The organism is Rhizobium sp. YS-1r (assembly GCF_000757525.1).
GTDB lineage: Bacteria > Pseudomonadota > Alphaproteobacteria > Rhizobiales > Rhizobiaceae > Neorhizobium > Neorhizobium petrolearium.
The window spans coordinates 307,705-324,758 of the sequence record NZ_JPYQ01000006.1 but is presented as its reverse complement, the minus strand read 5'-3'; the positions used below and the strand labels follow the sequence as shown (position 1 = coordinate 324,758).

Sequence of the window (17,054 nt, the reverse complement as noted above, 5' to 3'; positions counted from 1 at the left end):
GGTTTGTTCCTTTGAATGGTCTGGTGCATTTCTATCGGAGAATGGAAACCCGATCGCGACATGGTTCGGGTCATGTTCACCTCGCTAGATCAGAGGGCAGAGATCTGCTCCATCGATTCGAGGATGGCCATGCATTCCTCAACGATCATCTGTTCCTCGTCGGTGGGAATGACATAGACGGCGATGCGGCTTGCCGATGTGCTGATCTTCACCGCATTCCTTGCGTTTGTGTCCTCATCCAGCTCGACGCCCAGCCAACGCAGCCGCTCGGCCACGCGTTTGCGAATCTTCGGCTGGTTCTCACCAATGCCGGCCGTGAAAACCAGTGCGTCCAACCCGCCCAGCGTGGCGGCCAGACGGCAGACTTCTCCGGCAATTCTCAGCGTGAAGAGGTCGATCGCCTCCTTCGCCTGCCGGCTGTCGTCCTCGATGAGTTCGCGGGTGTCGCCGCTGAGGCCCGAGACGCCGAGCAGGCCCGACTGATGATAGAGCATGTCCTCGACCTCTTCGAGGGGCTTGCCGAGCGGACCCAGGAAATGCAGCAGGACGCCGGGATCGAGCCAGCCGGGACGCGTCGCCATCGGGATGCCGTCCAGCGTGGAAAAACCCATGCTGGTATCGCGGCTCAAGCCGTTTTCGATGGCACAGAGGCTGGCGCCGCTGCCGAGATGGGCGATGACGACCTTGCCGCGGGCGATGTTCGGCTCCTGCCGGGCAAGCGCGCCGGCCACATATTCGTAGGAGAGCCCGTGGAAACCGTAACGCTTGACGCCCCGGTCGTGCCAGGTGCGGGGGATGGCGAACCGCCGGACGAGGTCCGGCTGGGTCGCATGGAAGGTCGTGTCGAACGAGCCGGTCTGAAAAAGCTGCGGGCGCAGATGCCGGACGGCCCTGATCAGCCGCAGTGCCTGCGGCTGATGAAGCGGCGCCAGTTCCGTCAGCGTCCTGATTTTCTCCAGGGCTTCGGCGTCCAGTTCGACCGGTCCGTCGAAGATGTCGCCGCCATGGACGATCCTGTGGCCGGCGGCCGTGACGGCCCTGAGGTCGAAATGCTTGTCCAGTTCGGAAAACACCTCGTCCATGAGATCGGCGAGATCGTCGCCGGATTCTGCCCTCAAGGGCAGCTCGAATTGCGTCGGTCCTTCCTTCAGATGCAGCATCAGCGGCCGGCTCCCGAAATCGACGACGGCCTTGCCGACTCGTTTCGGACCTTCTCCGTCCAGTGCAAAAATGCCGATCTTCACCGTCGAGGAGCCGGCATTGAAGGTCAGGAGAAGCTTGTCTGTCATGCGATGCCCCTTGTCTCGTGGTGCCTGGCGGCCATCAGCTTGGCAAGTGCGGCGGAGGCCGTGCGAACCTTGGCGGGATCGGCCCGGCTTGTCAGTATGATAGGGACGCGGGCGCCGAGGACCAGTCCCGCCGCGTCGGCACCGGCAAAATAGATGAGCTGCTTGGCAAGCATATTACCGGCTTCGAGATCAGGAACCAGCAGGATATCCGCCTGTCCGGCAACGGGCGAGGCAATGCATTTGGCCTGCGCCGCCTCGATGCTGATCGCATTGTCGAAGGCGAGCGGTCCGTCGACCACCGCGCCGGTGATCTGACCGCGTGCCGCCATGACAGTGAGTGCGGCGGCGTCGAGCGTCGCCGGCATCTTGCTGTTGACGGTCTCGACTGCCGCCAGCACGGCGACGAGTGGTTTTTCGATGCCGATCAGGTGCATGAGATCGATGGCGTTCTGGCAGATGTCGCGCTTCTGATCGAGATCGGGCTGGATGTTGATCGCCGCATCGGTCACCACGAGAAGCTTGTCATAGGCCGGTATGTCCATGACGTAGACGTGGCTCATGCGCCGCTCGGTTTTCAATCGCGAGGATGGCGCCATCACCGCCGAAAGCAGTTCGTCGCTATGGAGGCTGCCCTTCATCAGCGCCGTGACCTTGCCGGTCGAGGCGAGCTCGACGGCGCGATCCGCGGCAGCATGGCTGTGCTCCACGGGATCGATGTCGATGCCTTCGAGCGAGAGTTCGGCCGCGGCCGCGATCGCCCTGATCTTGTGCTCGGGTCCGACGAGGACCGGATCGAGAAGGCCTTGCTCCTTGAGTTCGACCGCCGAGCGCAGCGCTTCGGTCGAGCAGGGATGGACCACCGCCGTCCGCATGGGCGGTAGAGAAATTGCTTCGCGGATGAAGGCCTCGTAGCGTCCGTGATGTCTCAGCATGTTTTCCACCGTCCTGATCCTTTCGTACGTGAAAAGGAAACCGAGCGGCGCGCACCGCTTGCAGCTTTTCTGGCCGGGAAGGGCGGAGGGTTCCTTGACACAGCGCAAGGCGGGAACCCTCGTCATCAAGAATTGATCTTGGCGGAGCAGTCTTCGATGATCTTACCTGAAGGAGAGAAGCGATGCCGCATGCGGTCGAGAATGCCTCCGACCTGGTCGATGAACTGCTGGCCTTGCGCAAGGATATCATCGAGCAGGCGGTGCCGATGCTCGGGGGGCTCGCGGGTGCAGGGCAAATGGTTGAAGAAAAGCGGGCAGGGCTGGAGAACCTCTGCCATTATCTGGCGCTGCGGCACCATGATCTGAGGCCTCTGCAACGCAAGCTGATGTGGCGGGGACTCTCATCGCTCGGCCGGCTGGAAAGCCGGGTCCTGCCGACGATCGATGCGGTTCTGGCGGCGCTGGCGGCCATTCGCGGCACCGATCCGGCATTTCCGCCACCTTCGGAGGAACGGTTCTTCCGGGGCGAAAACCTTCTGAGGCAGGCGGCGGATGAGCTTTTCGGACCGCCCCGCGTCCATCGGCGCGGACGCATCATGGTGACGCTGCCGAGCGAGGCCGCCGCTCAGCCGGACTTCGTCCTCGACCTGGCCAAACGCGGAATGGACGTGGCGCGGATCAACTGCGCACATGACGATGAGCGAGCCTGGGCGGAAATGGCCAGGCATGTCCGTGCCGCAAGCGCTGCTCTCGACCGCCGCCTGACGATCCTCATGGACATTGCGGGGCCGAAGATCCGCACGGAGGCGGTTGCGGGCGAAAAGGGCGCCAGGCTCAAGGCGGGCGATCTCCTGCGGCTGGTGGCGAAGGGCGCTCCCTATGTGACACCCGAGGCAGCCTTCTGTGCCGCCGTCTCATTGCCGGAGATCGTCACCCGCGTCTCGGTTGGCGACCGTATCCGCTATGATGACGGCAAGCTGGAGGGCGTGGTCGAAAGCGTTTCCGAAGGGGAGGCGCTCGTAAGGGTCGGGCGTACGAAGACGGGAGGCGCCAAACTGAAGCCGGAGAAGGGTCTCAATCTGCCGGACACCGCTCTCGGCCTTTCCCCCTTGACCGCCAAGGACCATAGCGATCTTGCCACGATCATCGGTCAGGCGGACATGCTCGGCTACTCCTTCGTCAGCCGCGCCGACGATATCGACCTTCTGGAAGAGGCGCTTGCCGAATTTCCGCCTCGCGAGCATGCTCTGGGGCTGATCGCCAAGATCGAGCAGCCGCAGGCCGTCACCAGCCTGCCGGCGCTGATCGCACGGGCCGCTGCCCGGGGGCGTCCTTTCGGAGTGATGATCGCCCGCGGCGATCTCGCCGCCGAGATCGGCTTCGAGCGGGTCGCGGAAATGCAGGAGGAAATCCTTTGGATCTGCGAGGCGGCTTTCGTCCCGACGGTATGGGCGACGCAGGTTCTGGAGGATCTTGTCAAAACCGGCCTGCCGTCCAGGGGCGAAATGACCGATGCGGCCATGGCTGCCCGCGCGGAATGCGTCATGCTCAACAAAGGGCCCGCCGTCAGTGAAGCCGTGACCCTGCTCGACAGTCTGCTTGCCCGGATGGATGCGCATATCTTCAAGAAGACCCCGACCCTGCGGGCCCTGAAGTCGTGGTGAAGGCGGGAGGCGGATTTAGCCGTTGACTCACGTCAAGGTCATGCCGAGCATCGGGTGACCATGTTCATTACATGGTGTTCGGCGAGGAAAAGGACGATGATGACGGACGATCAGAGCGGCACGATCACTTTCCTGGCCGATCCGGCTACCCATGGCATGACCAATGGGGTCGACGTCATGGAGACGCATATCTCGGTGATCGTATTGGCCGGAGACAGAGCCTTTAAGCTGAAGAAGGCGCTGAAGCTCCCTTACGTGGATTTCTCCACCGCCGCGATCCGTGAGGAGGCCTGCCGCAAGGAAGTCTCGTTAAACGGCGAGACGGCGCCTGGACTTTATCTCGGCGTGCGGCGGATCACGCGGGCTTCGGATGGGACCCTTGAATTCGACGGTGACGGACCGCTGGTGGATTCGGTTGTCGAGATGACCCGATTCGAGCAGGAACAACTCTTCGACCGTATGGCGGTTGCGGATAAGCTGACGCCCGAACTGATGACCGCCACCGCCCGCATGATTGCGGTCTATCACAGCAAGGCGCCCGCGGTTTCCGCCGGCGGCGGCGCTGAGAATATCGGTGCCGTTCTCGATATCAACGACGCCGGTTTCGCCACTAGCCAAGTCTTCGACCCGGCGGCCGTGGGAAGCCTCAGTGAAGCGTTCCGGTCCAAGCTTCGCCGCCATGCGCCGCTGCTCGATCGCCGGGCGGTGGCTGGCAGGGTCCGCCGCTGCCATGGCGACCTCCATCTTCGCAACATATGCCTGTTGGATGGCAGGCCCTGCCTCTTCGACTGCATCGAATTCAACGCGCAGATCGCCACGGTCGACGTGCTTTACGATCTCGCCTTCCTGCTCATGGATCTGTGGCATCGTGGCTTTCCGGACCTCGCCAACCTGGTGATGAACCGATATCTGGACGAGACGGATGACGAAGATGGCTTCTGCCTGCTGCCGTTCTTCATGGCGATACGTGCGCAGGTCCGGGCGCATGTCACCGCGACGCAAGCCGAAGAAGCCGGGCAAGACAGAAGCAGATTGGCGGAGGAGGCAAAGTCCTATTTCGATCTTGCGCATGCGCTGCTGGAGGATAAGCCCGCTTGTCTCATCGCCATCGGAGGCTTGAGCGGCTCGGGCAAGACGACGGTTGCCGAGCGCCTTGCCTCAGAGATCGGTGCGCCTCCCGGCGCCCGGATCATCGAAAGCGACCGCGTTCGAAAAGCCCTGCATGGAGTTTCAGCCGAAACGAGATTGCCGGCTGCCGCATACAATCCGGATGTTTCAAAGGCGGTCTATCGGGAAATGGCCCGGCGCGCGGAGCTGATCCTGGCTGAGGGCGGCAGCGTGGTCGCAGACGCCGTTTTCGACAATCCGGCCAATCGGCATCTCATCGAGGCCGCAGCAACCAATGCCGACGCCGATTTCCGAGGTATCTGGCTCGATGCCGACCCGGCGCTGCTCCTTCAGCGAGTACGCAACCGCGTCGGCGGGCCCTCGGATGCCGATTTGGACGTGCTTGCGGGCCAGCTGGCCCGCAAACCGACTGACATTACGTGGCGGCATGTCGATGCATCAATGCCATTGGAGGAGATCGTGACGGCCATCGCTCGCCGCTAAGAGGAGCGCCGGGCGATCGCTGCCCGGCGGTCTGCTGCAATCAAGTGGCGGATGAGAAATCCAGCACCATGCGCCCCTCGATCTTGCCGTCCTTGAGGCGGGCGAAGATATCGTTGATGTCTTCGAGCGGCGCCTTGTGGATCTCGGTCCTGACCTTTCCGTCGGTCGCGAAGGCGATCGCCTCGTCAAGGTCGCGGCGCGTCCCGACGATCGAGCCGCGCACGGTGATGCGCTTCAGAACGACATCGAAGATGGGCGTCGGGAATTCCCCTGGCGGCAGACCGACAAGGCTGACAGTGCCCCTGCGCCGTACCATCCGGATCGCCTGGGAGAAGGCCGGTGGCGACACGGCGGTCACGAGAACGCCGTGGGCTCCGCCGCCGGTGGCATCCCGGACCTCTTCGACGGCCGTCAGGGCGCGGGCATCGACGGCGAGATCCGCCCCGACGCTGCGGGCGAGTTCGAGCTTGTCGGCGGCGACATCCAGGGCCGCAACCTTCAGACCCATCGCCTTAGCATACTGGATGGCGACATGGCCAAGGCCGCCGATGCCGGAGATCGCCACCCATTCACCAGGTCGGGCTTCGGTCTCCTTGAGCCCCTTGTAGGTGGTGACGCCGGCGCAGAGGATCGGCGAGATCGCGGCGAAATCGACGTTCTGCGGCAGACGCGCCGCAAAGGCCGCCGACGCGACGACATATTCGGCAAAGCCGCCGTCGCAGCTATAGCCGGTATTGTGCTGGTGTTCGCAGAGCGTTTCCCAGCCCGTCTCGCAATATTCGCAGCGCAGGCAGGCATCATGCAGCCAGGCGACGCCGACCGCATCGCCTTCCTTGAAATCCGTGACGCCCGGACCGAGTTCGACGACCACGCCGGCCACCTCGTGGCCGGGAATGAAGGGCGGCGCCGGCTTGACCGGCCAATCGCCGTCCGCCGCATGAAGGTCGGTGTGGCAGACACCGCAGGCCATCACCTTCACGAGGATTTCACCCGGGCCGGGCACTGGAACGGGAACGCTTTCAATCGCGAGAGGTTTGCCGAATTGATGCACCACGGCAGCTTTCATCATTCTGGCCATCTTTGTCTCCTTCAGGTGAGGGTGCAATATGGGCGCCGATTGTCGCGAACCGGACCGCCGCTTCATTGATCCAGCGCAATTAGAGAGGATTGATGCCAGGCCCTAAGGGCAGTCAGGTCCCAAATGTTCCTGCAAGAATACGGCGAAATCACCTATCTTGCCGTCGTCGAAACTCGGATCAGGCGATCTTGGCGGTGAAGACGTAGCCGACGCCGCGCACGGCCTTGATGAACTGAGGTCGTCCGGCATCGGCTTCGATCTTGCGACGGAGCCTGACGATCTGCGCATCGACCGTCCGGTCGAATGCCCCAAGCTGGCGCCCGCGCGTCGCGTCCATCAGGAATTCGCGGGAAAGCACCCGCCCGGCATGCTGCACGAATGTCGCGAGCATTTCGAATTCGCCGGTGGTCAACTCGACGCTCGTGCCTTCGGCGGTGAAGAGCTCACGTCTTTCCAGGTCCAGCGCCCAGTTTTCGAAACGGACGATCCTGCCATCCCCGGCATTCTGCCGGGCGTTCCCAGGCTGGCGTCGCCGCAGGATGGACCTTAACCGGGCATGGACCTCGCGCAGGTGAAAGGGCTTGGCGACATAGTCGTCCGCTCCGATCTCCAGACCGATGATCCTGTCGATTACATCGTCGCGCCCCGAGACGATCATGATCGGAATATCCGAATATGTCCGGAGTTCGCGCGCAAGATCCAATCCGTCCTCGCCGCCCCCCAGTGACAGATCGAGGAGAATGATGTCGACGTTCCCGTGCTTCAGGTGCACCTGCATCTCGGCGCCGTTGGCAGCGGCGCTGACCACATAGCCCTCGCCGTCGAAATAGCGGGTGAGCATCTGGCGCACTCTTTCGTCATCGTCGACGACGAGGATATGCGCTGCCTGAAACTGGCGCGATGATGCCTGAAAGGAGGCCGTATCCGCTACAATCTGTTGCATAACCGAACCGTCTCCAATACCGCTAGATTCGTTTGTTGCCTGTGCCGGAGCGACCGGCTCTATCGAACGAAAGCGGGGTCATGTTTCTGACGAACTGTTCGAGTGCTCTCCATATGCGGAATGCAGCTTTTGCATATGAGACAAATTGCCCACACGTTCTGGTTTTGAGGTTGGCGACGTGACGAAGCCTCGCCTTGTCATTATCTCCGCCGTCGCCAGGAACGGCGTCATCGGCCGCGATGGCGACATGCCGTGGAAGCTGTCCACCGACCTCAAGCGCTTCAAGGCGATGACGCTGGGCAAGCCGGTGATCGTCGGGCGCAAGACACTCGATTCCTTCGGCGGCAGGCCGCTGCCCGGGCGCCCGCATGTCGTCGTCACCCGTCGCGGTGACTTCCATTGCGAAGGTGTCGATGTCGCGACCTCGCTCGATGAGGCCATCGAAATCGCCGGCCGGAAGGCGGCGGAGGTGGGTGCCGAAGAGATTTATGTGCTCGGCGGCGGCGAAATCTATGCCGAGGCGATCAAGATCGCCGATTTGCTGCGCATCACGCATGTGGAAACCGAGATTGCCGACGGCGACACTTTTTTTCCGGCTATAGATCCGGATGTCTTCGAGAAGATCGAGGAGACCGTTGTTCCGGCGGGCGAGAAGGACAATTATCCCACCCGTTTCGTCAGCTATCGGCGTCGAGACGCGACAAACTGAAACATTTCGTTACCAAACAACGGGAAGTTATTGAGTCCGCGTTGAAAGCGACCCGGCTCATACCTATAACGGGCAATGGCGGGACGACCTTCACACGGCAAGGTCGCGGCCTGGGAGCGACACAGACAAAGAGGTTTTGATGCCCTGGAGCAATCAGAATGGCGGCGGCGGCCCTTGGGGCGGTGGCGGCGGTAACAATCAGGGTCCCTGGGGGCAGGGACCGAACCGCCCGCGCGGCGGCGGCAGCGGCGGCCCGCCTGATCTCGAAGACATCATCCGGCGCAGTCAGGACCGGTTGCGCGGTGTGATGCCCGGCGGCTTCAACGGCGGGGCTCTTGCGATCGTAGTGATCGTAATCCTCGCTTTCCTCGCTTTCCAGTCCGTCTATACCGTGCAGCCGGACGAGCGCGGCGTCGAATTGCGCTTCGGCCGCCCGAAGGATGAGATCTCGATGCCGGGCCTGCATTTCCATTTCTGGCCCCTCGAAACAGTCGAGATCGTCAAAGTTACCGAGCAGCAGCAGAATATCGGCGCGGCGCGCGGTTCGAACTCCAATGCGGGCTGGATGCTGACCGGCGACCAGAACATCGTCAACGTGCAGTTCTCGGTGCTCTTTACTGTCACCGATCCGAAGGCCTACCTGTTCAATCTGGAAAACCCGGCGTCAACGCTGCAGCAGGTCGCGGAAAGCGCCATGCGCGAGGTTGTCGGCCGCCGCCCGGCCCAGGATGTCTTCCGAGACAATCGCGAAGATATCTCGACCGAAGTGCGCGGTATCATCCAGGGCACGATGGACACTTACGGTTCCGGTATTGCCATCAACGCCGTGCCGATCGAGGACGCCGCGCCGCCGCGTGAAGTGGCCGATGCCTTCGAAGAAGTGCAGCGGGCCGAACAGGACGAGGATCGCTTCGTTGAAGAGGCCAACCAATACGCCAACCAGAAACTCGGTCAGGCGCGCGGTCAGGCCGCCCAGGTCCGCGAAGAGGCATCCGCCTACAAGGATCGGGTCGTCAATGAGGCTCAGGGTGAGGCGCAGCGCTTCATCTCCATCTATCAGGAATACGCCAACGCGCCGGAAGTCACACGCCGACGCATCTTCCTCGAAACCATGGAAGCCGTGCTGAAGAATTCCAACACGATCGTCCTGGACGACAAGCAGGGCGTCGTTCCCTATCTGCCGCTCAACGAACTCAACCGGCAGCAGCAACCGACTCAGCAGGGAGCCGCCCGATGAACTCCAACCGACTTCCCGCAGTCCTCATCGGCCTCGCTGTCGTCCTGCTGCTTGTCTATTCCTCTGTCTTCGTGGTCAACGAGCGTGAGCAGGCGATCGTCGTCCGCTTCGGTGAGATCCAGGACGTCAAGCGCGACCCAGGCATCTATTTCAAATTGCCCTTCGCTTTCATGGACGCCGATCGGGTTCAATATGTCGAAGACCGGGCGCTGCGCTTCGATCTCGACAATATCCGCGTGCAGGTCCGCGGCGGCGCCTTCTACGAGGTGGATGCGTTCGTGGTCTATTCGATCAGCGATCCCCGTCGTTTCCGTGAGACTGTTTCCGGCGATCGCGAGTCCGCCGAATCGCGCCTGCGTACGCGGCTCGATGCGGCGCTTCGGCGTGTCTACGGTTTGCGCAACTTCGATGCGGCGCTTTCCGACGAACGCGCGTCAATGATGCAGGAAGTTCATGCCGATCTGAACACTGCTGCCGAAACGCTTGGCCTTACGATCCGCGACGTGCGCATCCGCCGCACGGATTTGACGCAGGAGGTCTCGGCACAGACTTTCCAGCGCATGCGGGCAGAGCGTCTCGCCGAGGCCGAACTGATCCGCGCCCGCGGCAACGAGCAGGGCCAGCGGCGGAGGGCCATCGCCGACCGCCAAGTGGTCGAGCTTGTTTCCGAAGCGCAGCGGGATTCGGAAATCCTGCGCGGCGAAGGTGATGCCGAGCGCAACAAGATCTTCGGCGAGGCCTTTCAGCGCGATCCGGGCTTCTTCGAGTTCTACCGCTCCATGCGAGCCTATGTCGCTTCGTTCGCCGACAAGGGCACGACCATGGTGCTTTCGCCGGATTCGGAATTCTTTCGTTTCTTCAATTCTTCCGACGGCGACGGGCCGGCGCCGCAGCCTTCAATTCCGCCAGCGCCGCCGGCCGCGCCGGCCAACTGACCGGATTGCATCGGGGCGGTGAGAAACCGCCCCGTTTGTCTGCGAGAGCATTCGCGACCGAAACGTGGAGGGAGCGCAATCCTCACGAAAAGGTAATTTCCCCCGTGCTTATTCCGCCTTATGCTCTGCCGAAACTCCGCCCGATTCAAAGGCTCCAATAGGCCCGCCCGGGTGAGCGCCGCTTCTCGGGATGCGGAAAGTCCAATAGCGAGGATGCCATATGGCCCATTCGGTTCGATCGTCCTTCAAGCACACCGTCATGCTGACGGCGGCTTTTGCCGTATTGGCGGGGCCCTTGCAGGCGATCGCCCAGACACCGGTGCCCCCGTCTCCCGGGCAGAACGGCAATCCGCCGGGGTCCATGTTGCCGGCGCCGCCGACACCGTCTCCAACCATCAATCCGCCGCCGCCGCCCGGTCCGGCTGCCGCAGGCCCGGCCTCGATCGCCGATCTCGCCGAAGGCCTGCTTGATGCGGTGGTGAACATTTCCACTTCCCAGAGCGTCAAGGATGGAGGTGCCGGCCCACAGCCGCAGATCCAGGAAGGATCACCCTTCCAGGAATTCTTCGAGGATTTTTTCGACAGCCCCGACAATCAGAACGGCAATCAGAAGGTCTCTTCGCTTGGTTCCGGCTTTGTGATCGATCCGGCCGGCTTCGTGGTGACCAACAACCACGTGATCGAAGGCGCCGACGACATCGAGGTGATTTTTCCGAACGGCTCCAAGCTCAAGGCCAGGTTGGTCGGCACCGATACGAAGACCGACCTTTCGGTGCTCAAGGTTGAGCCGAAGACGCCGTTGAAAGCAGTCCGTTTCGGCGATTCCCGAAGGATGCGCATCGGTGACTGGGTGATGGCTATCGGCAACCCGTTCGGCCTTGGCGGGTCGGTGACACTCGGCATCATCTCGGCGCGAGGCCGCAATATCAATGCCGGTCCCTATGACAACTTCATCCAGACGGACGCAGCGATCAACAAGGGCAATTCCGGTGGCCCCCTGTTCAACATGCGCGGCGAGGTCATCGGCATCAACACGGCGATCATCTCGCCCTCCGGCGGCTCGATCGGCATCGGGTTTGCGGTACCGACGGAACTTGCCGAAAACATTGTGCATCAGCTCATCGAATTCGGCGAGACGCGACGCGGATGGCTCGGTGTTCGCATCCAGCCGGTAACCGATGACGTGGCATCGAGCCTCGGCCTCGATCGTGCGCGCGGTGCGCTGGTTTCCGGCGTCGTCAGCGATGGTCCGATCAAGAACGGCGAAATCAAGGCCGGCGACGTGATCCTGACCTTCGACGGCCAACCGGTCAACGAGATGCGCGACCTGCCACGCATCGTGGCGGAAAGCCCGGTCGGCAAGGATGTCGATGTCGTGATCCTGCGTGATGGCAAGGAGCAGACAGTGAAGGTGCCGCTCGGCCGGCTCGAAGACAGCGCCGAGGCGGAGGATGACACTGAACAGCCGTCTCTGCCGGAAGGCCAGGGCCAAGACATGTCGCCGGACAACGGAGCGCCGGACGACCAGAAGGGTGAGGCGGACCAGGGGCCTGCCGTGACCTTCGGCATGACGCTCGCCGTGCTCGATGAAGAGCGCCGCAAGAGCTTCAGCATCGCCGAGAGCGTCGAGGGCGTGGTGATCACAGCCGTCGAACCGAATTCGCCTGCCGCCCAGAAGGGGTTGAAGGCCGGCGAGGTGGTCGTCGAAGTGGCGCAGGATTTCGTCGAAAGCCCGGATGACGTGGCCACGCGGATCAAGATGCTGAAGGCAGAAGGCCGCCGCAACGCGCATGTGATGATTTCGGATCCCGCCGGCAACCTCCGCTTCGTGGCGCTGCCGCTGGAGTAAGACTAGCGGGGCTGGCCGGCTTTCTGCCTCTGGAGCAGCCATTCATCCCGCGTCACGGCATAGACGACGTGAGGCTTCAGATGCGGATGCGTATCGGGTACGCGCGGGTGGTCGAAATCGAGGCTCGCAACCCGGTGAAGCCCGAGCCGTTTCATGACGGCCGTCGAACGATGATTGTCCGTCACGGCGAAAGAGACGATGGCGTCGAGGTGCTTCTTGTCGAAAGCGAAATCGAGGAGGGCGCGGGCGGCCTCCGTGACGTAGCCATGGCCCCAGAAACGGGTGGCAAGCCGCCAGCCGATCTCCACCGTTTCGGCCGGGAAGATTTCCGGCATATTGGCAAGCGAGAGGCCGCAGAAGCCCATGGGCTCCCGCGTTTCCTTGAGTTCCAAGGCGTAGAAGCCGAGCCCGGTCTCGGTGATCGTGTCGTTGAGCCGCGTCAGGAAAGCATCTGCTTCCTCATGGGAGCGCCGGAACGGGAAGAATTCCATCACCTTCGGATCGGCATTGATCTCACGAAACAGGTCGCGGTCACTGTCAAGCCAGCTGCGGAGCCGCAGGCGTTCGGTTTCGAGAATGATCTTTGGCTCTTTCACGGGGTCACGAAATCCGCCTTGCGATAGCCTTGAACATAGAGAAGGGCAGTGAGGTCACCATAGTCAATACGCATCTTTGCCTGGGCGGCGACGGTCGGCTTGGCATGCAGTGCAACGCCCGAGCCGGCTATGCCGAGCATGCCGAGATCATTGGCGCCGTCGCCGACGGCGATTGCATCCTCGGGGGAGATGCCGAGCTTTTCGGTAATGGACAGAAGCGCATCCACCTTGGCCTGTTTGCCGAGAATGGGTTCGACCACTTCGCCGGTGAGGATGCCGTCCTTTTCGATCAGGATGTTCGCCTGGTTTTCGTCGAAACCGAGCGTCTTGGCGATCCGGTTCGTGAAGACCGTAAAGCCGCCGGAGACAAGGGCGGCATAAAAACCTCTCGCCTTCATGGTGGCGATCAGGGCCGGTCCGCCTGAGGTTAGCGTGATGCGCTTGGCGATCACGTCGTCGACGACGGTGATCGGCAAACCTTTCAGGAGTGCCACGCGCTCTCTGAGGGCCGGCTCGAAAGCGATCTCGCCGTTCATCGCTCGCGCCGTGATTGCCGCCACCTTGTCCTTCAGCCCCACGACATCGGCGAGCTCGTCGATGCATTCCTGGCCGATCATGGTGGAATCCATATCGGCGATCAGGAATTTCTTCCGCCGGGTTTCAGCATTCTGCACGACAACGTCGATCGGCGCAGCCGCGACGACGGCGCGGAGATTGGCCTCGACCGCCTGAGTGTCCGTATCGTCGCGAAGCACGATATCGCAGGCGATGCCGTCCGCCAGCCAATAGAGGCCGGAGGCCTTCACGGCGTCGGCCGCCTGTTCTCCGACCCTTGCATTGAGAACAGGATTTGACGGATGGGCAATGAGCGTGGCAACGAAAGCCATATGACGACCGACCTTGATGATGAAATGGACGCGATCCTGATAACCGGACCGACGGCGAGCGGCAAGTCGGCTCTTGCACTGCATCTGGCACGGGAGGCAGGCGGTGTGGTCATCAATGCAGACAGCATGCAGGTCTACGACACGCTCAGGGTTCTGACGGCGCGGCCTTCCGAAGCGGAAATGGAAGGCGTGCAGCATCTCCTCTACGGGCATGTGCTGGCGAAGTGCGCCTATTCGACTGGCGAATGGCTGCGCGACGTCCAGGACTTCATGCCGAAGCTTCGCGCGGAAGGGCGGTTGCCGGTCTTCGTCGGAGGAACGGGACTCTATTTCAAGGCATTGACGGGTGGCTTGTCCGACATGCCCGAGATTTCCCAGGATGTCCGCTGCAGGGTGAGACTGCGGCTGAAGGAGGAAGGGCCGGAAGCGCTGCATGCGGAGCTTTCAAGGCGGGATGCAGTGGTGGCCGAAAGTCTCGAGCCGAAGGACGGTCAGCGGATCGTCCGGGCGCTCGAAGTGCTGGAGGAAACCGGCCGCTCTATCGCCGACTTCCAGGGTCGGCAGGGGGCGACGGTGATCGATCCCGCCCGCGCGAAAAAGCTTGTCGTGCTGCCCGACCGGAAAATTCTTCATGAGCGCATCAATCGGCGTTTCGAAAAAATGCTGGAGGGTGGAGCGGTGGACGAGGTGAGGGCGCTTTTGGCGCTCCATCCGGCGCCCGATCTGCCGATCATGAAGGCGATCGGCGTTCGGGAGATTGCCGGGATGCTGGAAGGACGCATGAGCCGCGAGGAGGTGATCGAGCGCGCCTCGGCGCTGACGCGGCAATATGCCAAGCGGCAGATGACCTGGTTCCGCAACCAGATGGACGAAAGCTGGGAGCGGATCGGCTGATCAATCCTTGTCGTAGAGGCTGCTGAGCGGCTTCTTCAGCAGGCTTTCGCGCAGCGAGCCTTCGCGGCGAAGCAGCGGATTGGGGCGCGGGGCACCTTCCTGCTGTGCAGGAGGGCGCTGAAAAACCGGCTGTGAACCGTCGGTCGAGCGTTCTCGGCGCAGGTCCGCGAAGCGGTCCGGTCGAAGGGGTGCGGGAGGCTCGGAAACCGGCGGACGGGGCAGCATATCCGGATGGTATGGTTCAGGCTGTGGATCGCCGATGGCGGGCGGACGATTGATCACCACGTGTCCATTGGCACGGATTTCCTGGTTCCATCGTTCGAGTTCTGCGTCGGTTGCCGGTGGGAATTCGTCATCCACGTCTGCGTTGTCGGCAGGTATGTCGTCCGCAAAAGCGAGATTGGCAGCGGCATAACTCTGCTGGAAGGCAGAAATATCCGGCCCGCTGGCGGCCCGCATGCGCGCCACGACCGTACGCAGGTCGATCGTGTCCGGCGTGTTTTCCGACCCCTTGTCGGCGATGCCATTGGCCTTTGGCAGGTATCTTTCCTCAACCCTGGCGAATTTCATGCGCATAGGCACCGTAATCGCTTCACCAAAGGCGATCGCCTCGCCATTGCCGATCGAGGAGAGGAAGCTGGTCGTCGAGATGGAGGAGTTCGGGATGGCCGACTTGATGATCTCCTGGTCGCGGTCGTTGGAAAGCCGCATGGCGAACAGGGTCGAGCATTGCGACAGGATCGTCTGATCAAGTTCGCCTGGCCGCTGGGTGATGACGCCGAGCGAAACACCATACTTGCGACCTTCCTTGGCAATGCGCGAGATCGCGTGACGAGTCGGGAGAAAACCAAGATCGCGGTCGGCCGGCACGTAACGATGCGCTTCTTCGCAGACGACAAGCATATGGATCGCGCCATTGCTCCAGAGCGCCAGTTCAAATGCCATGCGGCAGAGGATCGAGGCGACGGAGTTGACGACTTCCGAGGGGATGCCGGCGAGCTGGAAGGTGGAGATGGGCCTGTCTCCGCCCGGAATGCGGAAAATATGTGCGATCGTCTCCATGATCGTGTCGTTGATCGTGTTGTTGGAGAACATGAAATGATAGCGCGGGTCGTTGATCGCCGACATGATGCGCATCTTCAATGACCGCAGGAAGGGTTTTTCACCGCGCCCTTCCAGACGACCGATACGCTCATCGATCAGCGCGAGAAGGTCCGCCATACGGTAGGGCACGGGAGTGTCGGCCGTGATCGAGCTCTTTTCGGTCGTGCGGCGCATGAGCGGGGAATCGCTGCCGCGGAAGGCGCGCTTCGCCTCCGGTATCAGGTCGCGCAGGATATCGAGCTCCTCCGGCACCCCGGGCCGGCCCCGGAAAACCACTTCGGCAAATTCTTCCAGCCGCATCAGCCAGAAGGGCAGGTCGAGCGTGTCGGTATCGATGACGACCGCGCGTTCCGGAAAAGCGGCTGCGAACTCGTTGTGCGGATCGAGAATCAGCACGCGCAGCTTCTGATCGGCCTCGATCGCCTTGTTGAGGAGCAAAGACACCGCGGTGGATTTGCCGACCCCCGTGGAGCCGACGACCGCAAAATGCTTCGAGAGCATCGAGGGAATATGGATCGTCGCATCGATGCTCTCATCCTGGGTCAGCTTGCCGATGACGCAGGTGTCGCTCTTGCCCGTATCATAGATGCGCAGGAGATCGGCGGCGCGGATGCGATGCGCTACGGCGCCGAGATAAGGATAGCGAGAGATGCCACGGGAAAACTCCTCGCGGCCATCTCCCCCTTTGCGGACTTCGCCGAGCAGTTCGACCTCGATATGAAAGCCGGTGTCCTCGCCGTCGCGCCAGCTTTCATCGCTGGTCCCCATCGCATAGGCGAGCGCCACGACGCGGTTTTCGCCGACGCTGATCGAGATCAGCCGGCCGACGGACCAGAGTTCCGTGAGGTCGGTCTCACCGTTTTGGGCGACAGCGGAAATGGTTGCATTGGAACCGTTGCAGGCCACGACACGGCCCAGCATACGGTTGCCGGGCTTCTGGAGATCGCGGCGATCCTGCTCTCCCGCGGATGCGGAACGATGGAGATCGTTGTTCAGCAAAATCGACCCCCTGTCATTGGGGTGGCGGATCGGGTCATAGGCTCATCCGTCGGGGCGCTGTCCTTCAAATATCGCAGCATAAGCCCCGCGACTTAACAACTCGTGTAGGTGTGCCCTTAGTGAGGAGACGAAAACGGCGCAGCAAAATCAGCCGAATGGCTTTTTTTGGTGCAAGGTGGCGTTGACGAATGGCATTTATCTGGCTAACACTTCGCGCCATGAAAATCTCGATCGCTCTTATTGTGGTGGGAACGCGCATGGGCAGGATGGTGTAACCATCCGGCGACAGCCACCCATGCGCGGTAGACAGGCTCCTCAAAAGGGGCC

The 17,054-nt window shown here is 62.1% G+C and carries 14 protein-coding genes; 7 read left to right on the top strand and 7 right to left on the bottom strand.

What is annotated here, in order from left to right:
• Positions 1-89: 89 nt before the first annotated feature.
• Positions 90-1,289: an acetate/propionate family kinase gene (locus JL39_RS06035; protein ID WP_037147385.1), complete on the bottom strand. Its 1,200-nt coding sequence runs from the start codon at positions 1,287-1,289 to the stop codon at positions 90-92.
• Positions 1,286-2,347, bottom strand: a complete 1,062-nt coding sequence (locus JL39_RS06030) for a bifunctional enoyl-CoA hydratase/phosphate acetyltransferase (protein WP_265105686.1) — start codon at positions 2,345-2,347, stop codon at positions 1,286-1,288. The genes JL39_RS06035 and JL39_RS06030 overlap by 4 nt, the downstream gene beginning before the upstream one ends.
• A 56-nt stretch (positions 2,348-2,403) precedes the next feature.
• Here JL39_RS06030 and JL39_RS06025 point away from each other — a divergent pair, with 56 nt between their 5' ends.
• Both JL39_RS06025 and JL39_RS06020 read left to right on the top strand, forming a co-directional pair.
• Positions 2,404-3,885, top strand: coding sequence for a pyruvate kinase (locus tag JL39_RS06025; protein ID WP_037147380.1), 1,482 nt, complete (start codon positions 2,404-2,406; stop codon positions 3,883-3,885).
• Between the two features lie 96 nt (positions 3,886-3,981).
• Positions 3,982-5,496, top strand: a complete 1,515-nt coding sequence (locus JL39_RS06020) for a bifunctional aminoglycoside phosphotransferase/ATP-binding protein (protein ID WP_037147377.1) — start codon at positions 3,982-3,984, stop codon at positions 5,494-5,496.
• A gap of 40 nt (positions 5,497-5,536) precedes the next feature.
• Here JL39_RS06020 and adhP read toward each other — a convergent pair whose 3' ends face one another.
• Both adhP and JL39_RS06010 read right to left on the bottom strand, forming a co-directional pair.
• On the bottom strand, positions 5,537-6,574 hold the full coding sequence (gene adhP, locus JL39_RS06015) for an alcohol dehydrogenase AdhP (protein ID WP_037147373.1): 1,038 nt from the start codon (positions 6,572-6,574) through the stop codon (positions 5,537-5,539).
• 178 nt (positions 6,575-6,752) lie between these two features.
• Positions 6,753-7,517: a response regulator gene (locus JL39_RS06010; RefSeq protein ID WP_052182696.1), complete on the bottom strand. Its 765-nt coding sequence runs from the start codon at positions 7,515-7,517 to the stop codon at positions 6,753-6,755.
• A gap of 178 nt (positions 7,518-7,695) precedes the next feature.
• On the opposite strand from JL39_RS06010, the gene JL39_RS06005 reads away from it, so the two are divergent.
• The 4 genes from JL39_RS06005 to JL39_RS05990 all read left to right on the top strand — a co-directional run bounded on the left by JL39_RS06005 (position 7,696) and on the right by JL39_RS05990 (position 12,247).
• Complete coding sequence (locus JL39_RS06005) at positions 7,696-8,226, top strand: dihydrofolate reductase (protein WP_037147371.1); 531 nt, start codon at positions 7,696-7,698, stop codon at positions 8,224-8,226.
• A gap of 139 nt (positions 8,227-8,365) precedes the next feature.
• Positions 8,366-9,463, top strand: coding sequence for an FtsH protease activity modulator HflK (gene hflK / locus JL39_RS06000; protein ID WP_037147369.1), 1,098 nt, complete (start codon positions 8,366-8,368; stop codon positions 9,461-9,463).
• Positions 9,460-10,398 (top strand): protease modulator HflC, encoded by a 939-nt coding sequence (locus JL39_RS05995; protein WP_037147366.1) that lies wholly within the window; start codon positions 9,460-9,462, stop codon positions 10,396-10,398. The genes hflK and JL39_RS05995 overlap by 4 nt, the downstream gene beginning before the upstream one ends.
• A gap of 220 nt (positions 10,399-10,618) precedes the next feature.
• A complete protein-coding gene (locus JL39_RS05990; RefSeq protein WP_037147363.1) occupies positions 10,619-12,247 on the top strand; it encodes a Do family serine endopeptidase in 1,629 nt (542 codons plus the stop codon).
• Positions 12,248-12,249: 2 nt separating this feature from the next.
• On the opposite strand, the gene JL39_RS05985 is transcribed toward JL39_RS05990, so the two are convergent.
• On the bottom strand, positions 12,250-12,843 hold the full coding sequence (locus JL39_RS05985) for a GNAT family N-acetyltransferase (RefSeq protein WP_152601056.1): 594 nt from the start codon (positions 12,841-12,843) through the stop codon (positions 12,250-12,252).
• Positions 12,840-13,730: a phosphoserine phosphatase SerB gene (gene serB / locus JL39_RS05980; RefSeq protein ID WP_037147359.1), complete on the bottom strand. Its 891-nt coding sequence runs from the start codon at positions 13,728-13,730 to the stop codon at positions 12,840-12,842. The genes JL39_RS05985 and serB overlap by 4 nt, the downstream gene beginning before the upstream one ends.
• Here serB and miaA point away from each other — a divergent pair, their 5' ends adjacent.
• Positions 13,731-14,624, top strand: coding sequence for a tRNA (adenosine(37)-N6)-dimethylallyltransferase MiaA (miaA, locus tag JL39_RS05975; RefSeq protein ID WP_037147357.1), 894 nt, complete (start codon positions 13,731-13,733; stop codon positions 14,622-14,624). It begins immediately after the preceding gene.
• On the opposite strand, the gene JL39_RS05970 is transcribed toward miaA, so the two are convergent.
• On the bottom strand, positions 14,625-16,727 hold the full coding sequence (locus tag JL39_RS05970) for an ATP-binding protein (RefSeq protein ID WP_037147353.1): 2,103 nt from the start codon (positions 16,725-16,727) through the stop codon (positions 14,625-14,627).
• Positions 16,728-17,054 lie beyond the last annotated feature (327 nt).

Bases quoted from the DNA above. Each gene is read 5' to 3' on its own strand.
- serB (WP_037147359.1), bottom strand. From the start codon at position 13,730: ATGGCTTTCGTTGCCACGCTCATTGCCCATCCGTCAAATCCTGTTCTC.
- JL39_RS06035 (WP_037147385.1), bottom strand. From the start codon at position 1,289: ATGACAGACAAGCTTCTCCTGACCTTCAATGCCGGCTCCTCGACGGTG.
- JL39_RS06030 (WP_265105686.1), bottom strand. From the start codon at position 2,347: ATGACGAGGGTTCCCGCCTTGCGCTGTGTCAAGGAACCCTCCGCCCTT.
- miaA (WP_037147357.1), top strand. From the start codon at position 13,731: ATGACGACCGACCTTGATGATGAAATGGACGCGATCCTGATAACCGGA.
- hflK (WP_037147369.1), top strand. From the start codon at position 8,366: ATGCCCTGGAGCAATCAGAATGGCGGCGGCGGCCCTTGGGGCGGTGGC.
- JL39_RS06025 (WP_037147380.1), top strand. From the start codon at position 2,404: ATGCCGCATGCGGTCGAGAATGCCTCCGACCTGGTCGATGAACTGCTG.
- JL39_RS05990 (WP_037147363.1), top strand. From the start codon at position 10,619: ATGGCCCATTCGGTTCGATCGTCCTTCAAGCACACCGTCATGCTGACG.
- JL39_RS06010 (WP_052182696.1), bottom strand. From the start codon at position 7,517: ATGCAACAGATTGTAGCGGATACGGCCTCCTTTCAGGCATCATCGCGC.
- JL39_RS05995 (WP_037147366.1), top strand. From the start codon at position 9,460: ATGAACTCCAACCGACTTCCCGCAGTCCTCATCGGCCTCGCTGTCGTC.
- adhP (WP_037147373.1), bottom strand. From the start codon at position 6,574: ATGGCCAGAATGATGAAAGCTGCCGTGGTGCATCAATTCGGCAAACCT.
- JL39_RS06020 (WP_037147377.1), top strand. From the start codon at position 3,982: ATGATGACGGACGATCAGAGCGGCACGATCACTTTCCTGGCCGATCCG.